The 19270-nt window shown below is 63.2% G+C and carries 16 protein-coding genes; 6 read left to right on the forward strand and 10 right to left on the reverse strand.

Going from position 1 to position 19270, the window contains the following annotated elements; translation table 11 throughout:
* Nucleotides 1-11: 11 nt before the first annotated feature.
* From V3C40_RS12580 to V3C40_RS12600, 5 genes are all read right to left on the reverse strand, one after another.
* Nucleotides 12-1496, reverse strand: coding sequence for an NCS1 family nucleobase:cation symporter-1 (locus tag V3C40_RS12580; protein ID WP_072454245.1), 1485 nt, complete (start codon nucleotides 1494-1496; stop codon nucleotides 12-14).
* A 122-nt stretch (nucleotides 1497-1618) separates the two neighbouring features.
* A complete protein-coding gene (preA, locus tag V3C40_RS12585; RefSeq protein WP_331777593.1) occupies nucleotides 1619-2899 on the reverse strand; it encodes an NAD-dependent dihydropyrimidine dehydrogenase subunit PreA in 1281 nt (426 codons plus the stop codon).
* Nucleotides 2899-4266: an NAD(P)-dependent oxidoreductase gene (locus tag V3C40_RS12590; protein ID WP_331777594.1), complete on the reverse strand. Its 1368-nt coding sequence runs from the start codon at nucleotides 4264-4266 to the stop codon at nucleotides 2899-2901. The genes preA and V3C40_RS12590 overlap by 1 nt, the downstream gene beginning before the upstream one ends.
* 46 nt (nucleotides 4267-4312) lie before the next feature.
* Nucleotides 4313-5815 carry a CoA-acylating methylmalonate-semialdehyde dehydrogenase gene (locus V3C40_RS12595; protein ID WP_331777595.1) on the reverse strand — a complete coding sequence of 501 codons (1503 nt, stop codon included), beginning with the start codon at nucleotides 5813-5815 and terminating at the stop codon, nucleotides 4313-4315.
* 118 nt (nucleotides 5816-5933) lie between these two features.
* The gene (locus V3C40_RS12600) at nucleotides 5934-7250 is read right to left on the reverse strand and encodes an aspartate aminotransferase family protein (protein WP_139090116.1); all 1317 of its coding nucleotides are present in this window, start codon (nucleotides 7248-7250) and stop codon (nucleotides 5934-5936) included.
* A gap of 358 nt (nucleotides 7251-7608) precedes the next feature.
* Between V3C40_RS12600 and V3C40_RS12605 the strand changes: the two genes are divergently transcribed.
* Together V3C40_RS12605 and V3C40_RS12610 are read left to right on the forward strand one after the other, a co-directional pair.
* Complete coding sequence (locus V3C40_RS12605; protein WP_331777596.1) at nucleotides 7609-9066, forward strand: aminotransferase-like domain-containing protein; 1458 nt, start codon at nucleotides 7609-7611, stop codon at nucleotides 9064-9066.
* 10 nt (nucleotides 9067-9076) lie between these two features.
* On the forward strand, nucleotides 9077-9760 hold the full coding sequence (locus V3C40_RS12610) for a TetR/AcrR family transcriptional regulator (RefSeq protein ID WP_219330077.1): 684 nt from the start codon (nucleotides 9077-9079) through the stop codon (nucleotides 9758-9760).
* A 26-nt stretch (nucleotides 9761-9786) separates the two neighbouring features.
* Here the strand turns inward: V3C40_RS12610 and V3C40_RS12615 are convergent, their stop codons facing one another.
* On the reverse strand, nucleotides 9787-10722 hold the full coding sequence (locus V3C40_RS12615) for a choice-of-anchor A family protein (RefSeq protein WP_331777597.1): 936 nt from the start codon (nucleotides 10720-10722) through the stop codon (nucleotides 9787-9789).
* Between the two features lie 310 nt (nucleotides 10723-11032).
* On the opposite strand from V3C40_RS12615, the gene V3C40_RS12620 reads away from it, so the two are divergent.
* The 4 genes from V3C40_RS12620 to V3C40_RS12635 all read left to right on the forward strand — a co-directional run bounded on the left by V3C40_RS12620 (nucleotide 11033) and on the right by V3C40_RS12635 (nucleotide 13685).
* Nucleotides 11033-11515 (forward strand): hypothetical protein, encoded by a 483-nt coding sequence (locus V3C40_RS12620; RefSeq protein ID WP_034754565.1) that lies wholly within the window; start codon nucleotides 11033-11035, stop codon nucleotides 11513-11515.
* Nucleotides 11516-11657: 142 nt separating this feature from the next.
* Nucleotides 11658-11927, forward strand: coding sequence for a hypothetical protein (locus V3C40_RS12625; protein WP_034754563.1), 270 nt, complete (start codon nucleotides 11658-11660; stop codon nucleotides 11925-11927).
* A gap of 160 nt (nucleotides 11928-12087) precedes the next feature.
* A complete protein-coding gene (locus V3C40_RS12630; RefSeq protein WP_128140497.1) occupies nucleotides 12088-12510 on the forward strand; it encodes a VOC family protein in 423 nt (140 codons plus the stop codon).
* A gap of 11 nt (nucleotides 12511-12521) precedes the next feature.
* Entirely contained in the window at nucleotides 12522-13685 is a 1164-nt protein-coding gene (locus V3C40_RS12635) for a dipeptidase (protein WP_331777598.1), read from the forward strand.
* Here V3C40_RS12635 and V3C40_RS12640 read toward each other — a convergent pair.
* The 4 genes from V3C40_RS12640 to V3C40_RS12655 form a co-directional block, all read right to left on the reverse strand.
* Nucleotides 13682-14899, reverse strand: a complete 1218-nt coding sequence (locus V3C40_RS12640) for a nucleoside deaminase (protein ID WP_331777617.1) — start codon at nucleotides 14897-14899, stop codon at nucleotides 13682-13684. The two genes, V3C40_RS12635 and V3C40_RS12640, sit on opposite strands and share 4 nt — an antisense overlap.
* Before the next feature lie 4 nt (nucleotides 14900-14903).
* A complete protein-coding gene (locus V3C40_RS12645) occupies nucleotides 14904-15311 on the reverse strand; it encodes a cytidine deaminase (RefSeq protein WP_442907252.1) in 408 nt (135 codons plus the stop codon).
* 84 nt (nucleotides 15312-15395) lie between these two features.
* Nucleotides 15396-16718, reverse strand: coding sequence for a thymidine phosphorylase (gene deoA / locus V3C40_RS12650; protein ID WP_331777599.1), 1323 nt, complete (start codon nucleotides 16716-16718; stop codon nucleotides 15396-15398).
* 170 nt (nucleotides 16719-16888) lie between these two features.
* Nucleotides 16889-19270: an aldehyde dehydrogenase family protein gene (locus V3C40_RS12655; RefSeq protein ID WP_442907253.1), complete on the reverse strand. Its 2382-nt coding sequence runs from the start codon at nucleotides 19268-19270 to the stop codon at nucleotides 16889-16891.

The raw sequence follows: 19270 nt of genomic DNA on the forward strand, positions 1-19270 counted from the left end.
TCCTTCAGTGATTACGACTGCGGCGCCTGCTGCACGTGCGCCACGGCCTTGCCCTTCATCATGACGCCGTACACGACGGCGGCGATGGCCACGCCCACGAACCAGGCGTAGGTGTAGATGGTTTTGAAGCCTTCGGCCACGTCGGGAAACGCCGTGGGAAAGGCCGCATTCAAAAAGCCCGGGATGTTCGGCAGCACGGCGATAACAAAGGCGATCAGCGCCGCCATGTTCCAGCCATTGCCATATGAGTAGACGCCGTCGTCGCGGTACAGCTGCTTCACATCAAGCTGCGTCTTGCGCACAAAATAATAGTCGACGATGAGGATGCCGGCGATGGGTCCCAGCAGGGCCGAGTAGCCGATCAGCCACGTGAAGATATAGCCCTGCGTCGACTCGAGCACCTTCCACGGCATCATGACGATGGCGATGAAGGCCGTGATGTAGCCGCCCATCTTGTACGAAATCTGCTTCGGCGCCAGCGAGGAAAAATCGTACGCCGGGCCCACCAGGTTGGCCGCCAGGTTGACGCTGACCGTATCGATCAGGAGAATGATCAGGGCGATCAGCACGGCGGCGCCCGTCATGCGGCTGGCCAGGTCGACAGGGTCCCAGATGGCCTTGCCGTACATTACAACGGAACCCGCCGTGACGATGACGGCCAGCATGGCCAGGAGACCCATGGGCACGGGCAAGCCGATCGACTGGCCAATCACCTGGTCGCGCTGCGTCTTGGCGAAGCGTGTGAAGTCGGGGATGTTCAATGCCAAGGTGGCCCAGAAGCCCACCATGGCCGTCAGCGATGGCCAGAAGACGCTCCAGAACTGGCCCGCCTTTTTGCCGCCGGGGATGAACTGCGATGGCTGGTCCAGCAGGCTGGCCACGCCGCCGGCCTTGCTGTGCACCCAGTACAGCAGCACGAAGCAGATGAGGATTTTCAGCGGCGCCGTGTAGGTTTCGAGCTTGCGGATCGATTCCATGCCGTGCAGGATGTAATAGAACTGGATGGCCCAGAACGCCAAAAAGCACAGCAGCTGGCTGCCGTTGATGCCCAGGCCCGCGATCTTCTCGCCGCCCAGCTCATGGCCCACCAGTACGCCCATCAGGGTGTAGATCATCTGCCCGCCGAACCAGGTCTGGATGCCGTACCAGCCGCAGGCGACGATGGCGCGCATCAGGGCGGGCAAGCGAGCGCCCATGGTACCGAACGAGGCGCGCGCCAGCACGGCATACGGGATGCCGTACTTGGTGCCAGCATGGCCGATCAGCAGCATGGGCAGGAGCACGATGGCGTTGGCGAGAAATACCGTGAGCACGGCCTGGTAACCGGACATGCCGCTGTCGATCAAACTGGCCGACAGGGTGTAGGCGGGAATGCACATCACCATGCCCACCCACAGCGCGGCAAAGTGATACCAGCGCCAGGTGCGCTGCGCCGCAGTGGTGGGCGCCAGGTCTTCATTCCAGAGTTGCGTGTTGCCTGAATAGTCGTGGTTCACAGGTATGCTCCATCGGTTGGGAGGGAATCGGTTTTATAGAAACGGCGCGACCTTTAAGTCAATCTAGCTTACCGCAAAGGCCGGCCGCTGTTTACAAATAAAACGCACGCAATAACCGTGCCCTATGCCGACTCCGCCAATGCCCGAGGGTTGCGCGGATCCTGCGTCCAGTTCATGTACGGCTTGCCTGTTGTCTGCGGCACCATCGTGATGCAGCCCTGCACCGGACAGGTGATTTCGCACAAGTTGCAGCCCACGCATTCATCCTTGATCACCTCATAGGTGCGCGTGCCGGCGGCGTCGATCAGCTGCGCAATCGACTGGTGCGACGTGTCTTCGCAAGCCACGTAGCACTTGCCGCATTTGATGCAGTCGTCCTGGTTGATCTGCGCGATGACCTGGTAATTCATGTCCAGGTATTTCCAGTCCGTCGTGTTGGCCACGGCCTTGCCGGAAAAGTCGCTGATGCGTTCATAACCCTTTTCATCCATCCAGCGCGACAGGCCATCCTTCATCTCTTCGACGATGCGGAAACCATGCAGCATGGCGGCCGTGCACACCTGCACGCAGCCCGCGCCCAGGGCGATGAATTCGGCCGCGTCGCGCCAGTTGCCGATGCCGCCGATACCGGATATGGGCAAGCCGCGCGTCTGCGGATCGCGGGCGATTTCCGCCACCATGTTCAGTGCGATCGGTTTGACGGCAGAGCCGCAATAACCGCCGTGCGTGCTGGCGCCACCCACGATGGGCAGGGCCACCATGCGGTCCAGGTCCAGCGAGGTAATCGAGTTGATGGTGTTGATCAGCGAGACGGCATCCGCGCCGCCCGCCTTGGCCGCGCGCGCCGGCATGCGCACGTCCGTGATGTTGGGCGTGAGCTTGACGATGACGGGCAAGCGGCTGTGCTTTTTGCACCAGGCGGTGACCATCTGCACGTACTCGGGCACCTGGCCCACGGCCGCGCCCATGCCCCGCTCAGGCATGCCGTGTGGGCAGCCGAAATTGAGTTCGATGCCGTCCGCCCCCGTCGCCTCGACCTTGGGCAGGATGTCGGCCCAGTAGCGTTCTTCGCAAGGCAGCATCAGCGAGACGATCATGGCACGGTCGGGCCAGTCCTTTTTCACCTGCGTGATTTCGCGCAGGTTGATCTCCAGCGAGCGGTCGGTGATCAGCTCGATATTGTTGAAGCCGACCACTTCGCGGTTCTTGCCGTACAGGGCGGAATAACGCGACGAGACGTTGACGGCGGCCGGGTCTTCACCCAAGGTTTTCCACACGACGCCGCCCCACCCCGCCTCGAACGCGCGCACCACGTTGTAGGCCTTGTCGGTCGGCGGTGCGGACGCCAGCCAGAAGGGATTCGGCGCCTTGATGCCGCAAAATTCGATGCTGAGATCAGCCATTATGCAGCCTCCACTTTATTGAACAAATCGGAATGGATGGCCAGTGCGGCCAGCTTGCCATGCTGGACGGCTTGCACCGTCAAGTCCTGCCCCGGCGCCACGCAATCGCCGCCCGCATAGATCCCCGGCAGCACCGTGCGAAAGCCCCCATCGACGGCGATCTTGTCGCCTTCACGTTTCAGCAGCGACGCCATCGGGTCATGCAGCACTTCCGTGTCGAGGCTCTGGCCGATGGCCTTGAAGATGGCGTCGGCCGCCACGTCGAACGTTTCCCCCGTTCCCGCCAGACGCGTGCCCTGCATGGCCGTTTTTTCGAAACGCATGCCGGCCACCTTGCCGCCAGCGTCGAGCAGCACTTGCTGCGGCTGGGCCCACGTCAGCATGCGCACCTGGTTCGCCTTGGCGATTTCCTGTTCATGGTGGGTGGCCGTCATGGCGTCGAAACCGCGCCGGTAGACGAGCGTGACTTCCTCGGCGCCCAAGCGCTGGATCTGCACGGCCATGTCGATGGCCGTATTGCCGGCGCCGATCACAATCGCGCGCTTCGGCACGGGCAGCGCGGCCAAGTCGTCCGCCTGGCGCAGCGCGGCGATGTAATCGACGGCGGCCAGCAAGCCCGGCGCATCCTCTCCCGTCAAGCCCAGCTTGCGGCTGGCGCCCAGGCCCAGTCCCAGGAAGACGGCGTCGTACTGCGCGTGCAAGTCGCGCAGCTGCACGTTCTCGCCCAGCGCCTGGCGACATCGAATCTCGATGCCGCCGATGTCCAGCAGGAAGTCGATTTCCTTTTGCGCGAAATCGTCCGTCAGCTTGTACTTGGCGATGCCGTATTCATTGAGGCCACCTGCCTTGTCTTCCTTTTCAAAGATCACCACGTCGTGGCCCAGCATGGCCAGGCGGTGCGCACACGACAGGCCGGCAGGGCCCGCGCCGACAATGGCAACGGTCTTGCCCGTGGCGGCCGCCCGCTTGAAAGGGTGCTGTGCAAAATGCATGTGGTCGACGGCGTAGCGCTGCAAGAGGCCGATCTTGACGGGCTGGCCTTCCGCGTCGTGGTTGCGCACGCAGACGTCTTCGCAGAGGATTTCCGTCGGGCAGACCCTGGCGCAGCTGCCACCCAGGATGTTCTGTTTCAGGATGCCGGCGGCGGCGCCGTTGATGTTCTTGTCGTGGATATTGCGGATGAAGCTGGCCACGTCGATTTCCGACGGACAGATGCGGCTGCACGGCGCGTCGTAGCAATACAGGCAGCGGGCGCTTTCGATGGCGGCCTGGCGCGCCGTGAGCGGCGGCGCCAGGTCCTTGAAATGGCCCGCCAGTTCCTCGTTGGGCAGGGCGGGATGGGGCAAATAGTTCAAAGACTCGATCATCGCGTATTCCTCTTGTTATGTGCGGCCGGCTTGTGATTTGAAACCCTTACTTCATCTGGGGAAAAGCAAATTCCACACCAGCGCTTGCCGTGTTCGGCCAGCGCTGCATCACGGCCTTGTGGCGCGTGTAGAAACGCACGCCTTCGGGCCCATACGCGTGGTGGTCGCCGAACATGCTGCGCTTCCAGCCGCCGAAACTGTTGAAGGCCATCGGCACGGGCAAGGGAATGTTGACGCCCACCATGCCGACCTGGATCTGGCGCACGAATTCGCGCGCCACGCCGCCATCGCGCGTGTAGATGGCCACGCCGTTGCCATACTCGTTGGCGTTGATCAGTTCCACCGCGTGCACCACGTCAGGACAGCGCAGCACGCACAGCACGGGGCCGAAAATTTCTTCCTTGTAGATGCTCATGTCGCGCGTCACGTGGTCAAATAAAGTGCCGCCGACAAAGAAGCCGTTCTCGCGGCCCGGCACCACATGGTTGCGGCCATCGACGACGAGAGTTGCCCCCTGCTCCACACCCGAGGCGATGAGTTTTTCGATGCGCTGCTTGGCGGCCAGGGACACGACGGGACCCATTTCCGCACCATCTTCCATACCGTCGCGCACTTTCAGTGCGGCCGTGCGCGTTGCCAGTGCATCGATCAATTTGTCGCCCGCGTCGCCAACCGCCACCACCACGGAGATGGCCATGCAGCGCTCGCCCGCCGAACCGTAGGCCGCACCGATCAGCGCATCGACCGTCATGTCCATGTCCGCGTCGGGCATCACCACCATGTGGTTCTTCGCGCCGCCCAAGGCTTGTACGCGCTTGCCGCTGGCGCTGCCGCGCGCATAGATGTATTCGGCGATTGGCGTGGAGCCGACAAAGCTGATCGCTTGCACGACAGGGTGATCAAGCAGGGCGTCGACCGTCACTTTATCTCCCTGTACCACGTTGAAGACGCCGTCGGGCAAGCCCGCCTCTTTCAGCAGTTTCGCGTGCAGCAGGGACGCCGACGGATCGCGCTCGGACGGTTTCAAGACGAAGGTATTACCGCAGGCGATGGCGACGGGGAACATCCACATCGGCACCATCACGGGGAAATTGAATGGCGTGATGCCGGCCACCACGCCGAGTGCCTGGCGCATGGACCAGGCGTCGATGCCGCGCGAAATCTGGTCCGTGAATTCGCCTTTCAGCAGCTGCGGAATGCCGACGGCAAATTCCACCATCTCGATGCCGCGCGCCACTTCGCCCTGTGCATCGGCAAAGGTCTTGCCATGCTCGCGCGTGAGCATGGCGGCAAATTCGTCCGTATGCTGCTGGCACAGCTGCAGATAGCGGAACAGAACACGCGCACGCGTCAATGGCGGCGTGGCCGACCACGAGGGAAAGGCGGCGGCCGCCGCCTGCACTGCCGCGTCGACGTCTTCCACAGCGCCCAGCGCTACCCTGGCCACGGGTTCGCCCAGGGCGGGGTTGTAGACGTCGCCATAGCGGCCACTTTGGGTGTCGACTTTGGCGCCGTTAATGTAGTGGGTGATGGTGTCGAGATCAGTCATGGTGTTCCTTTTTAACCCCAAGGGCAGAGGCTGGGGTCAGACCCTCAATGCCGCTAACGCAAAAGTCGACGCTAATGGATGAGGGGGTCTGACCCCGGGTTTTGTTTGAGTTTGCCGTTCAATCGAGATTTTTGAGGACCTTGGCCAGCTTGCCAAACAACTCGTCGACATGCTGTTTTTCCAGCACCAGCGGCGGCGACAGGGCGATGATGTCGCCCGTCGTGCGTATCAGCACGCCGTCGGCGAAGGCCTGCTTGAAGGCGTTGAAGGCGCGCGTGCCGGGCTTGCCGGCGATGGGATCGAGTTCGATGCCGGCGATCAGGCCGATGCTGCGCAAGTCGATCACGTGCGGCAAGCCTTTCAGGGAATGCACGGCGTCGCTCCAATATGCCTGCATCGCTTTGGCGTGGCCGAGGATGTCCTGTTCTTCGAACACTTGCAGGGTCGCCAGCGAGGCGGCGCAGGCCAGCGGATGACCGGAATACGTGTAACCGTGGAACAGTTCGATGCCGGCTGGCGCATCCATGAAGGCGTCGTGGATGTATTTTTTGCTGAAGACGGCGCCCATCGGCACCATGCCGTTGGTCAGGCCCTTGGCCGTCGTCATCAGGTCCGGCTCGACGTCGAAATAATCAGCCGCGAACGGCGTCGTCATGCGGCCGAAGCCCGTGATGACTTCATCGAAGATGAGCAGGATGCCGTGCTTGGTGCACAGTTCGCGCAAGCGTTTCAGATAGCCTTTCGGCGGGATCAGCACGCCCGTGGAACCGGCCACCGGTTCGACGATGACGGCGGCGATCGTCGACGCGTCGTGCAGGGCGACGATGCGTTCCAGTTCATCGGCCAGATGGGTGCCGTATTCGGGCTCGCCCACCGTGTAGGCATTCTTGTCCAGGTTGTGCGTGTGCGGCAGGTGGTCCACGCCCGGCAGCAAGGGGCCGAAGGTCTTGCGGTTGCCGCCGATGCCGCCCACGGAAATGCCGCCGAAGCCCACGCCGTGGTAACCGCGTTCACGGCCGATCAGGCGCGTGCGCGCGCCCTCGCCGCGCGCCCGGTGGTAGGCCAGCGCGATCTTCAAGGCCGTGTCGACGGCCTCGGAGCCGGAGTTGGTGTAGAAGACGTGGCCAAATTTATGCCCCGTGTAATCCATCAGTTTTTCCGCCAGCTCGAAGGCGGCCGGATGGCCCATCTGGAAGGTGGGCGCGAAGTCCAGCTGGCCCACCATCTCGCGGATGGCGCCGACGATTTTCGGCTGCGCATGGCCGCACGGCACGCACCACAGTCCGGCCGTCCCATCGAGGATGGCGTTGCCATCGACGTCCTTGTAGTACATGCCTTCGGCCGACACCAGCAAGCGCGGGTTGGCTTTGAAATCACGGTTATTCGTAAACGGCATCCAGAATGCCGACATCGATTCCGGCCTTGTTTCGTTCATGACCTTCTCCTTGGGATGGGCTGGCGCGGGGCCAGGATCGTTTTTGACGATGCGTAAAATAATTTACCAGTTGGCAAAAAGCTGATGTAATAATAGACAGGCCATCCCCAATGGCACAGATACACAAACGGCAAAGTATCCCAACCGTACAGGTCGAAAAACCACTACAGTTTTTGTGTTAAGTAATCTCCGGGAAATTATTGTGAATTTATGACAAACAGAACCGGATGCTATGCAAGGCGCCTGTTGCGGCGCAGTGTAAGCACTGCTAGCAGCAGGCAACGCTGCAGAGCGCCGGTTATGAAAGTCAGAAATCACAAGAATTTATTGGGGGTTACTTGAGCAGAAAGGAGCCACCGTGAAGCACAGCGACAGCACAGACGATGCCCCCGAGCAAGCAAGTGGCTGGCCCGTGCTGGACATCGACCGCCAGAAGAAGGGCGGCCTGGTCGAGCAGATCGTCATCGCCATCAGCGTCATGGTGGGCAGCCGCGCCCTGCGCATCGGCACGCGCATGCCGTCCGTGCGCCAGTTCGCCCGCTGCAATGGCGTGTCGACGTTTACCGTCGTCGAATCGTACGATCGCCTGGTCAACCTCGGCTTGCTGTCGTCGCGGCGCGGTTCCGGCTATTTCGTCGCGCGCCACGATATCGCCGCGACGCCACAGAGCACCGTACACGCTAGTCCCACCGCCATCGACGCCCTCACGCCCGATCTGTATTCGGGCGTGTCCGACGCCCTGCCCGTGGGCGCGGGCTGGCTGCCGCCCGAAATGTATGGCGAGGCGACCGTGCTCGATGCCGTGCGCCAGGCCATGCGCATACCCGCCAGCCGCCTGCGCGGCTATGGCCACCCGCTCGGTTTTCCCTCGCTGCGCCAGCACCTGGCCAGCAGCCTGTCGGAAGAGCTGTTCCAGGTGGAGCCCGACCAGGTCTTGCTGACGCATGGCGCCACGCATGCTTTTGACTTGATCCTGCGCAGCCTGACCAAGCCGGGCGACACGGTGCTGGTGGAAGACCCCGGCTACAGCAATCTGCAGTCGCTGATCCGCCACCACGGCTGCATCCCCGTCGGCATTGCACGCGGCGAGGCGGGTCTCGACCTCGATGCGCTGGCCAGCGAAGCCGCGCGCACGCAGCCCAAGCTGATGTTCGTCAACACGGTGCTGCAAAATCCGCTGGGCACTTCGCTCAGCCAGGCGCAGACGCACCGCCTGCTGGCACTGGCCGAGCAATTCGATTTCTGGCTGGTGGAAGACGATATCTACCGCGAGCTGGCGGCGCGCGGCGAAGCGTCGCTGGCGGCCATGGACGGCTTGCGCCGCGTGATCCGCGTGGGCAGTTTTTCCAAGACCCTGTCGCCCGTGCTGCGCGTGGGGTCGATTTGCGCCTCGCCGTCGCTGGTGGCGGAACTGGTGCGCGTGAAGATGCTGGCGGGGTTGACGACGTCGGAAATCAACGAGCGCGCCGTCTACCATGCCATCTCCGCGCGGCCCTACAAGCGCATGGTGGAGCGGCTGGTGGCGCAGCTCGATGCGGCCCGCGAGCGCAGCATCGACTGCCTGGCACAGGCGGGCATGGCGCCCGTGGCGCGTCCGCGCGGCGGCATGTTCGTCAGCGCCGGCTGGCCCGACGTGCAGACGCCGGAATGGAATGGCAAGATCATCGCCGACATGGCCTTGAAGGCGGGCATCCTGCTGTCGCCGAACGAATTTTTCATGCTGCGCGTGCCCGAGACGGTGTGGTTCCGCTTCAACGTGGCCTACACCGATACCCCCGTGCTGCAGGCATTCCTGCAATCGATCCGCCCACGCTAAAGAAACCGCCATGGCCAGCGACAAATCCCCTGCCCTTCTCGTGAAAAATGCCGGCGGCCGGCGCCTGCAAAACCGCGACCGCCTGGAAGCGGACATCCTCGAGCAAGCCGTGCGCGCGTTTGCGGAAAGCGGCTATGAAGGCGCGTCGATCGCCACGATCGCCGAGCGGGCCGGCCTGTCGAAGCAAAACCTCATGTATTACTTCCCGTCCAAGCAGCTGCTGTACCAGCGCGTGCTCGACGACGTGCTCGACGACTGGCTGGCGCGCATGGACATGCTGGCCAATGCACACGACGAGCCGCGCGACGTGCTGCGCGCGTATATCGGCGCCAAGCTGCGTTTTTCGCGCGAACAGCCATGGGCTTCGCGCGTGTATGCACTGGAAGTGATCAATGGCGCCCCGCTGTACGGCGCGCAGATACGCGACCGGGTCGTGCCCCTGCTGCGCAAGGATATCGCCGTCTTTGAAGCGTGGATCGCGGCCGGCAGGATCGCGCCCGTCAACGCCACGCACCTGATGTTCGCCATCTGGGCCATGACGCAATCGTATGCGGATTTTTCGGCGCAGATGGCCCTGGTGCTGGAACGCAGGCAGCTCACGCGCAAGGATTACGAGGATGCGGAAATCCTGATCGCGCACATGGTGCTGGCGGCCGTGTCCATGCCGCCGGCAGGCGAAAAAAAACCGCCTTGAAGGCGGTTTCCCGAACAGCGCGAACGTTACGCTGCCGTCTTGCTCTTGCGGCGGCGCGCCATGAAGCCAACCAGGCCCAGGCCTGCCAGCAGCATCGCATAGGTTTCCGGTTCCGGCACGGCCGAGACATAACCGGCCACGTTGGTGGCGTTGAAAGAGTGGCTGGCGTTGACCTGGATGTTCGAAGCCCAGTTACCCACGACCACGTCGCCGTTGATCTGGCCGTTACCACCGGCCATGGTCGCCAGCGGCGCCAGGACGCTGCCGTACAGGCCCACGCCGTTCAGGGTGATCGTCTGCGCTTCATAGAAGTTGTACAGCACATTGTATTTGCTGAAATCGCCATAGCCGCCGGACAGGTTAACATTCGTGCCGCTGATATTGAGGATCAGGGTGTCGTTCGTGTGCAGGTTGCTGAACTTGAAGTTGTTCACCCCGCCCAGGGCTGCGGAAGTCAGGTCGAACACTTGCACGCCGCCCGTGCCGCCCTTCAGGGTCATGCCGCCGTAGGCCACGGAGCTGCTTCCCGTGGATGCCACGTTCGCCAGTGAGGCCGAAGTATTTTTCAGCTGGGCCGAGGTCGAGGCAAACGATACGGGCGACGCCGTCGTCTTGGTCGCCGTGTTCAGGCCCACGCTGCTCGTCGTCGTGCTGCCGCCCACAAAGTAATTGCCGTTCTTGATAGAACCGGAGCTGTAGTTCAGGTTGCCGCCAACGACCAGCGCATAGCCGGTATTACCGTGCGTGACGTAGGCGTCCTTGTTCTTGTCATTGACAGAATAGTTCGATGCCGTCAGATTGCCGGCCACCAGCACGCCGCCTTCGACATCGCTGCCGGATGCGCTGAAGTTGCTCAGGGAATATAAATTGGCGCCACCGATGCCCAAATCGACAACACCGGCTTGCGCGGCGCTGGCGGCAAACACGGTCGACAGAACGAGTACGAATGATGATTTAGGCATGATTGACATTTTATTTCCAAAAAGAAAATTAACTTGACGCAAGAATATCATATCCATTGACTTTGATATGTCGCAAACCAACAACTTTTGTAACAATAATGAAAACATAGTTGCTCAATGAGAATCATTCTTCTATCGCCGCCCGGAGAACGCGTTAGCCGTCCCGATGACGCTTTGAACAGACGGGCAAACAGCCGCCTGTTCTGCACTTTCAATATTGCTTAGAAGCGCAGCCAACTTGGTGATACGATCGCGGCAGCGCCAGACCAGGCCGGCCCACAGAGTACGAAATCATAAGGATGAAGCACGCATGAAACGATTGTCCCTAGGCGCACTGATGCTGGCATATGCCTGCGGCGCGCACGCCGATGTGTTTAACATGATCGACAACCAGCCGCTCAGCGAAACCTGGCTCAACGCGGGCTTTTATTCGTATCACTTTCAACGCGACAAGAACCTGAACGACAGCAATCCGGGTCTGGGCGCCGAATACCGCTTTTCCACGGTCGCGTCGGTCACGGCTGGCCGCTTCTACAATAGCGACCGCGCCTACTCGAACTACCTGGGCGTGTACTACCAGCCAATCAAGGTGGGCCCGCTGCGCATCGGCGCCGTCGTTGGCGGCTTCAGCGGCTATCCGAAGATGCGCGATGGCGGCTGGTTCCCGGCCCTCGTCCCCACCATCAGCTATGAATACCAGCGCGTGGGCGTGAATATCGCCATCGTGCCGTCCTACAAGGACCGCCTGTATGGCGCGCTCAGTTTCCAGCTGAAACTCAAGGTATTCGAATAGCCGTTTGTCCCTGCCTGTCGCCGTTCGCTCCGCCATTCCTGCCATTCGTCGCATACGCGATGCGCGGCAGCAAGGTTTTTCCTATAGTGGCTTCATTGCCAGCATGCATACGGCAGCGGCACCCACACGACAGGAGAACGGCATGAAAGACATCAATTCGGCACCGGGCAGCACTTCCTTCAGCGCTTTCTGGAACGAGCTGTGCGCTTACACGCGCCAGGGCATGGCCGCCTTGCGCGCCATGCCCTGGCCCATGCTGCTGGTATGCTGCCTGGGCCTGGCGTTCCTGATCACCATCTTGCCGCTGGCCATCATGCTGTTTGCCCTCGTCATGCTGCTGAAATGGGCAAGCAACGGCGACGATGCCGGCGCAGACGAAAAAGTACCGGGCTCGCAGCAGTCGCCGCAATAAAAATTTGTATCATGGCAAGAGTGCAATGATGGTTCTATGGCACTATGGATGGGCGCAGCACTGACGGGCGTCAAGCCCATCCCGATGGATGGTATTGATACGGAACGCCACGCAGGATCCATGATCGAAGCTACTCCCCCACAGCCATAGGAGTTTTCTGATGACCACGACAGCAAAAGCGACAGCAGCGACGACCATTCCCTGCCTGCGCTACCGCGACGCGCCTGCCGCCATCGAATGGCTGTGCAAGGCGCTCGGTTTTGAAAAACAATTGATCGTGCCTGACGGCAACGGTGGCGTCGCCCATGCCCAACTGAGCTTTGGCAATGGCATGGTCATGGTGGCGCCCGCCATCGACAGCGACTATGGTCGCCTGATGAAACTGCCCGGCGACGTCGGCGGCGCCAACACGCAAAGCTGCTACCTGGTCGTCAGCGATGCCGATGCCGTCTACCGCAGCGCGCGCGAAGCGGGCGCCGAAATCGTGCTCGACATCAAGGATGAAGATTACGGCGGACGGGGCTTTACCTGCCGCGACCCGGAAGGCCATATCTGGAGCCTGGGCACCTACGATCCATGGTAAAACGGAGAACAATGATTATCAGTGCCCTCACCGCTGCCAGCCTTGCGCTGATCGGCGGCTTCCTGTCCGCTCCCGTCCTCGTCGACGAACATCTCAACCGCGTCCATCCCCCGTCCGGCAAGGCGCCATCGGCAGCTACTGTAACCCTGCACGAGAGCCTGTGGATCGCCGATCTGCACGCCGACAGCCTGCTGTGGCAACGCAATCTGAACCGCGACAGCCAGCGCGGGCATGTCGACTTCCCCCGCCTGCAGCGCGCCAACGTAGCGCTGCAAGCGTTTTCCGTCGTCACCAAGACGCCGCGCAAGATGAATATCGAACGCAATGGCAGCGACACGGACAACATCAGGGCGCTGGTGGCGGCGCAAGGCTTGCCGCCCGCCACCTGGAACAGCCTGCTGGCGCGCGCCACCTATCAGGCCGATGAGCTGCGCCAGCAAGCGGCCAAGAGCGATGGCAAGGTCCGGGTCATCGGCAGCCGCGCCCAGCTGCGCAGCTTCATCGCCGCGCGCGAAAAAGACCCCGCCCTGCTGGCCGGCTGGCTGACCTTGGAAGGCGCACATGCGCTGGAAGGCAAGCTGGATAATCTGGACACCCTGTACCGGGCCGGCTACCGCATGGCCGCGCCCACGCATTTCTTCGATACGGAACTGTCCGGCTCCCAGCATGGTTTGAAGAAAGGCGGCCTGACGCCGCTGGGCAAGCAATGGCTGCGCGCCATGGAGCAGCGCAAGATGATCGTCGATCTGGCGCACGCCTCGCCGGCCACCATCGACGACGTGTTGACGATGGCGAAACGCCCCGTGATGGTGTCGCACACGGGCGTGCGCGGCACTTGCGCCAACGGCCGCAACCTCAGCGACGCACAGTTGAAACGCATCGCCGCCCAGGGTGGCCTGGTGGGTATCGGCTTCTGGAATACGGCCGTCTGCGGCAAGGACGTGGCGTCCATCGCGCGCGCCATCAAGTACACGGTCAAACTGATCGGCGCCGAACACGTGGCCTATGGCTCGGACTTCGACGGCGCCGTCACCACGGCCATCGATGCGGCCGGCTTGCCGCGCTTGACGCAGGCGCTGCTCGACGCTGGCCTGTCGGAAGCGCAGATCCGCCGCATCGCCGGTGAAAACGTGCGCGACTTCTTGCTAAAAAACCTGCCGGACGATGACACCTAGGCCAGTGCGCTGATCAAGTCCTCGCTCGCCACCTGGCGCGGCCGGATGCGTATCAGCTTGCGGTACAGCGGCGGCATCGACTCGCACAGCGCCAGCAGCGCGTCCTCCCCCATGGCCGGGCGCACGTACTGGAACTGCGCGGGATTATTCTCCGGCAGCGCCCCTTCCATGGTGGAGCCGTAGGCGCCCAGGGTCATGAAACTGGCGGCGCCGTCGTCCGGGCCGATGGCCAGCACGAAGGTGCCGTGCTTGGAGTGGCCCAGGTAGCTTTTGATTTCTTCCTGCAGCGCCGGCTCGGCATTCGCCATCAATTCGAAGCGCAGCTGCGCGTACTGGCGCGTGCATTCCATGAACGGCGTGCGGATGGCCGACTGGTTCAACTTGCCCGGCATGCATAGCAGCAGGTTGCCGAAGGAATCGAGCAAGGCGGCCGCGTCGCCCTGGCCGCCATCGCGCGCATCCTGCTCCATGGCCGCCTGCAGAAATGGCGCCAGGCCCGCATCGGGCGCATGCGGCTCGCAGCGGTAAGTCAGGGCGTCAGGATAGCGGCGGCGCAAGGCACGCACCACGGCATGCTCGGACGGCAAGGTGGCCGGATCGCGCAAATGCACGTCGTCGCCCGCGTTCAGCAGCTGCATCACCTGCGCCGATGTCGACTCGAAAACGAGCGAGCACAGTGCCTGCGTCGCCTCGTGGATGCTCTTTCCGATGAAAAAAGATTTGGGCGCGGCGCCGGACGGCAGCCGCGCATATTCGGTGGCGCCGCGCACGGCCGGATAGCAAAAGCTGCGTCCCGCCTGCCCCCGCAATGGCGCCGGCAAGGCCGTGAACGTGGCGCTGCCATCGTAATTGATGCCCGCCTTGACGTCGGGTGCGGCCACCACCACGTTGAAACCGGCCGCCAGAATCGCCCCCGTGCACATGCAGCACGGGTCGAGCGAGGTGACGATGGTCAGCTCGCCCGGCGGCGGCAAGGGCACGCCCTTGGCCCGCTCGGCGAAGTACCAGTCCACCAGCTGGCGCTCGCCATGCGCCGTGGGGTCGAACACCAGGCCCTGGCGCACGACGTTGTTGTGCATCGATTGCAGCACGTTGCCGGCGCCATCGAGCAGCACGCCGCCCACGCCGAACGTGCCCTGCGTCTTCGCTGCCATGGCTTCGGCCGCGGCAATCGCCACGGCGGCCTGGATGTCTATCGTCTTGTTCAAGCGGATCCTGTTACTTCATGTCCAGGTCGGAATTGCCGAAGCCGTGCGGCAGCAGCCAGCCCGCCGTCACTTCCATGACATCGTTTTTCAGGTTCGTCAGGATCACCGGCAAGTCGGTGCCGCCCATCTCGAAGATCACCTGGCGGCAGGCGCCGCACGGCGAAATCGGTTCGGCCGTATCGCCCGTGACGGCCAGCTTGGCGAAGTCGCCCGGCTTGCAGCCATGCGCGATGGCGCTGAAAAACGCCGTGCGCTCGGCGCAGTTGCACAGGCCATAGGCGGCGTTTTCCACGTTACAGCCACGGAAGACGCGGCCATCCTTGCACAGCAGCGCCGCGCCCACTTTAAAGCGCGAGTATGGCGCGTAGGCCAGTTCACGGCCGGCATTGGCTTCGGCGATCAGTTCTTGGTTGTTCATTTGATTTTTCTTTTCAACCCCAGCAGCAAGATGCCGGGGTCGTACCCTGAGGGTACGACCCCAGACTTTGCTTCTGGGTTTAGTTTAAGGTCGTATCGTACGATAAATCACGGGATTGCCCGTCAACGCCACCGCGCTGATGGCATACGCTTCCTGGATTTCCCTGACGGCTTGCTGCGCCGCCGCTGCCGTGCGCGCGTGCACCATGGCCAGCGGCTGGCCCACGGACACTGGCTCGCCCAGGCCAACCAAGTCCGTCAGGCCGACGGCGAAATCAATGCTGTCCGTCGGACGGCGGCGGCCACCACCGAGGGCCACGACGGCCAGGCCGATGGCGCGGCAATCGCGCACGTTGGCAAAGCCGGCCGACAGCGCCGGTGCCGGCACGATGAACGGCGCCTGTTCCAGGTGCTTGTCCGGATGTTCGACCAGGTCGGCCGGGCCGCCCAGGGCCGACACCATGCGCGCAAAGCGCTCGGCCGCCTCGCCCGCATCGAGGGCCGCCATCAGTTTCACGCGTGCTTCCTCTTCGGTGGCGGCCAGGCCGCCCAGCACCAGCATCTCGGCGCACAGCGCCAGCGTGACTTCATGCAGGCGCGCGGGACGCGAACGACCCGTCAGGTAATCCATGGCGCCGCGCACTTCCAGCGCATTGCCCGCGTACGGCGCCAGCGACTCGTTCATGTCCGTCAGAATGGCCGACGTCTGCATGCCCGCGCCATTGCCGACGGCGACGATGCTCTCGGCCAGTTCCACCGACTTGTCGTAGGTCGGCATGAAGGCGCCCGAACCCACTTTCACGTCCATCACCAGCGCGTCCAGCCCGGCCGACAGTTTCTTCGACAGGATGGAGCCAGTGATCATGGCCACCGATTCCACCGTGGCCGTGACGTCGCGGATGCTGTAGAAACGCTTGTCGGCCGGCGCCAGCTGCGCCGTCTGGCCGATGATGGCCACGCCGATATCCTGCACCACCTTGCGGAACAATGCATTGTCCGGCACCGTGCAGTAGCCGGGAATGGCGTCGAACTTGTCGAGCGTGCCGCCCGTGTGGCCCAGGCCGCGGCCCGAGATCATCGGCACGTAGCCGCCGCACGCGGCGACCATGGGGCCCAGCAGCAGGGAGACCACATCGCCCACGCCGCCCGTCGAATGCTTGTCGACGATGGGGCCAGGCAGGTTCAGCGAGCGCCAGTCCAGCACATGGCCGGAATCGCGCATGGCCAGGGTGAACGCCACGCGCTCGTCCATGTTCATGTCGTTGAAATAGACGGCCATGCCCAGCGCCGCGATCTGCCCTTCGCTGACGCTGCCGTCAGTGATGCCGCGCACGAAAAACTGGATTTCCTCGGCGCTCAATACGCCCTTGTCGCGCTTCTTGCGAATGATTTCCTGAGTTAGAAACATGATAGCTCCCGATGTCCTATTCAAATGCTGATGTCGATCCAGCGGCCTTGTCGGATTACGCCCTGCGGGCTAATCCGACCTACACGCCTTGCTGGCGAAAGCAACTTGGGGCCGGCGCCCCCGCGCATCGCTGCGCGGAAGAACCGGCCCCACTATCCTGCTTTACAAACTTAGACGCCGTAAGGAATCCACACGTTTTTCACTTGCGACGCATGCGCGAGCACGGCGCGGCCACCGCTTTGGGCGGCGCTGTACCAGTCGCGGCCCTTGGCGCCACCGACCCAGGTGCGCTTCAGGGTGCCGGCCGACAGGCGCTCGACTTCCGCACAGCCTTCGGCGGATCCGTCATGGCGCCAGACGGCGTCGATGTCGGCGTGCGTGGCCAGGGTGCGCGCCAGTTCATCGGCGTTGCCGCTGATGATATTGACGACGCCGCCAGGCAGGTCGGACGTGTCGAACACCTGGTACAGGTCCAGCGCGGAGAGCGGATGCGCTTCCGACGGCACCACCACCACGCGGTTGCCCAGCGCGATGGCCGGGGCGACGAGCGAAATGAAGCCGAGTAACGGCGCTTCATTCGGGCAGACGATGCCGATCACGCCAACCGCTTCGTTCAGCGCCACGGTGATGCCCTTGGTTGGCGGCTGGTGCGCCAGGCCGTCGTACTTGTCGGCCCAGGCGGCGTAGTAGAACAGGCGTTCGATCGAGGCCTGCACTTCCTTCTCGGGATTTTTACTGCCCGTCATGGCGGCGATGCGGGCGGCGAATTCGTCGGCGCGCGCTGCCAGGTTTTCAGCGATGTAGTACAGCACTTGCGCGCGGTTGTGCGCCGTGGCGCTGGTCCAGCCGGACGCTTTATGGGCCGCTTCGACGGCGTTGCGGATGTCCTTGCGGCTGCCCACGCCCACTTCGGCCAGCAGGGCGCCATTCGCGCCGAAGACGGGCGCGCTGTAAGCGCTGTCAGGGCGCGCCTGCTTGCCGCCGATGTACATCTTGGCCGTGCGGTCGATGGCGAATGGATCGGCTGGCGCCGGCTTCACGTTGGCCTTGGCTTTCGCTTCCACCACCGGCAGGGCCGGACGCGCATCTTCGGCCAGGGCCGTCATGTATTCCAGCATGCCTTCGCGGCCGCCTTCACGGCCGAAGCCCGATTCGCGGTAGCCGCCGAAGCCGCACGCCGCATCGAACTGGTTCGCGCTGTTGATCCACACCACGCCAGCCTTGATGGCGGGAGCGATATCGAGGGCCAGGCTGATCGACTCGGTCCACACGCTGGCGGCCAGGCCGTACACCGTGTTGTTCGCCAGCTGCACCGCTTCGGGCGGCGTGCGGAAGCTCATGGCCACCAGCACGGGGCCGAAGATTTCAGCCTGCGCCACGGCGGCCGAGGTCGACGCGCCCGTGATCAGGGTCGGCGGGAACCACGAACCGTCAGCCGGCAGTTCGCACGCCGGTTGCCACACGTCGCAGCCTTCGGCGCGGGCCGAATCGACGAGCGCGGCGATGCGCTGGCGCTGCACGGGGTCGACCAGCGCCCCCACGTCCATCGACTTGTCCAGGGGCGAGCCGAGGCGCAGGTTTTCCATGCGCGCGCGCACCTTGTTCAGGAAGCGTTCCTGGACCGATTCCTGCACCAGCAGGCGCGAACCGGCGCAGCACACTTGTCCCTGGTTGAACCAGATCGAATCGACCAGGCCTTCCACGGCGCCATCGAGGTCCGCGTCTTCAAAGACGATGAACGGCGACTTGCCACCCAATTCGAGCGACAGCTTCTTGCCGCTGCCGGCCGTCGCTTCGCGGATCAAACGGCCCACTTCGGTCGAACCCGTAAACGCGATCTTGTCGACGCCAGGATGGTTGACGATGGCCGAGCCCACGCGGCCGTCGCCGGTGACGATATTGACGACGCCGGCCGGCACGCCCGCCTGCACACACAATTCGGCGAACAGCATGGCGGTCAGCGATGTGAATTCTGCCGGCTTGAAGACGACCGTGTTACCGGCGGCCAGGGCCGGAGCGATTTTCCACGACAGCATCAGCAGGGGGAAATTCCACGGCACGATCTGGCCTACCACGCCCACGGCGCGGTAGTCGGCGAACTCTTCCGACTGCAGCTGCGCCCAGCCGGCGTGATGGTAGAAATGGCGCGCGGCCAGCGGCAGGTCGATATCGCGCGTCTCGCGGATGGTCTTGCCGTTGTCCAGGGTTTCCAGCACGGCGAACAGGCGCGAATGCTTTTGCAGCAAACGGGCCAGTGCGTACATGACTTTCGCGCGGCCGTGGCCGCCCATGCCCTGCCATACGGGCAGCGCGCGGCGCGCCGCGTCGACGGCGCGTTCCACGTCGGCGTCGGTCGCTTGCGTCAGTTCGGCCAGCTGCGTGCCGTCGGCAGGATTGGTCGAGGCGAACAGTTCCGCTGGCGCGCTCCAGGCATTGTCGATGAACAAACCGAATGTGCGCTGGTGGCCATCGAGCCACGCCTGCGCTTCTTTTTGACTTTCGGGAGCAGGGCCGTAGTCCATAGTATTGAGAATCTCGTTAATTGTTGGCAT

The organism is Janthinobacterium sp. LS2A (genome assembly GCF_036543145.1).
Classification (GTDB): domain Bacteria; phylum Pseudomonadota; class Gammaproteobacteria; order Burkholderiales; family Burkholderiaceae_D; genus Janthinobacterium; species Janthinobacterium aestuarii.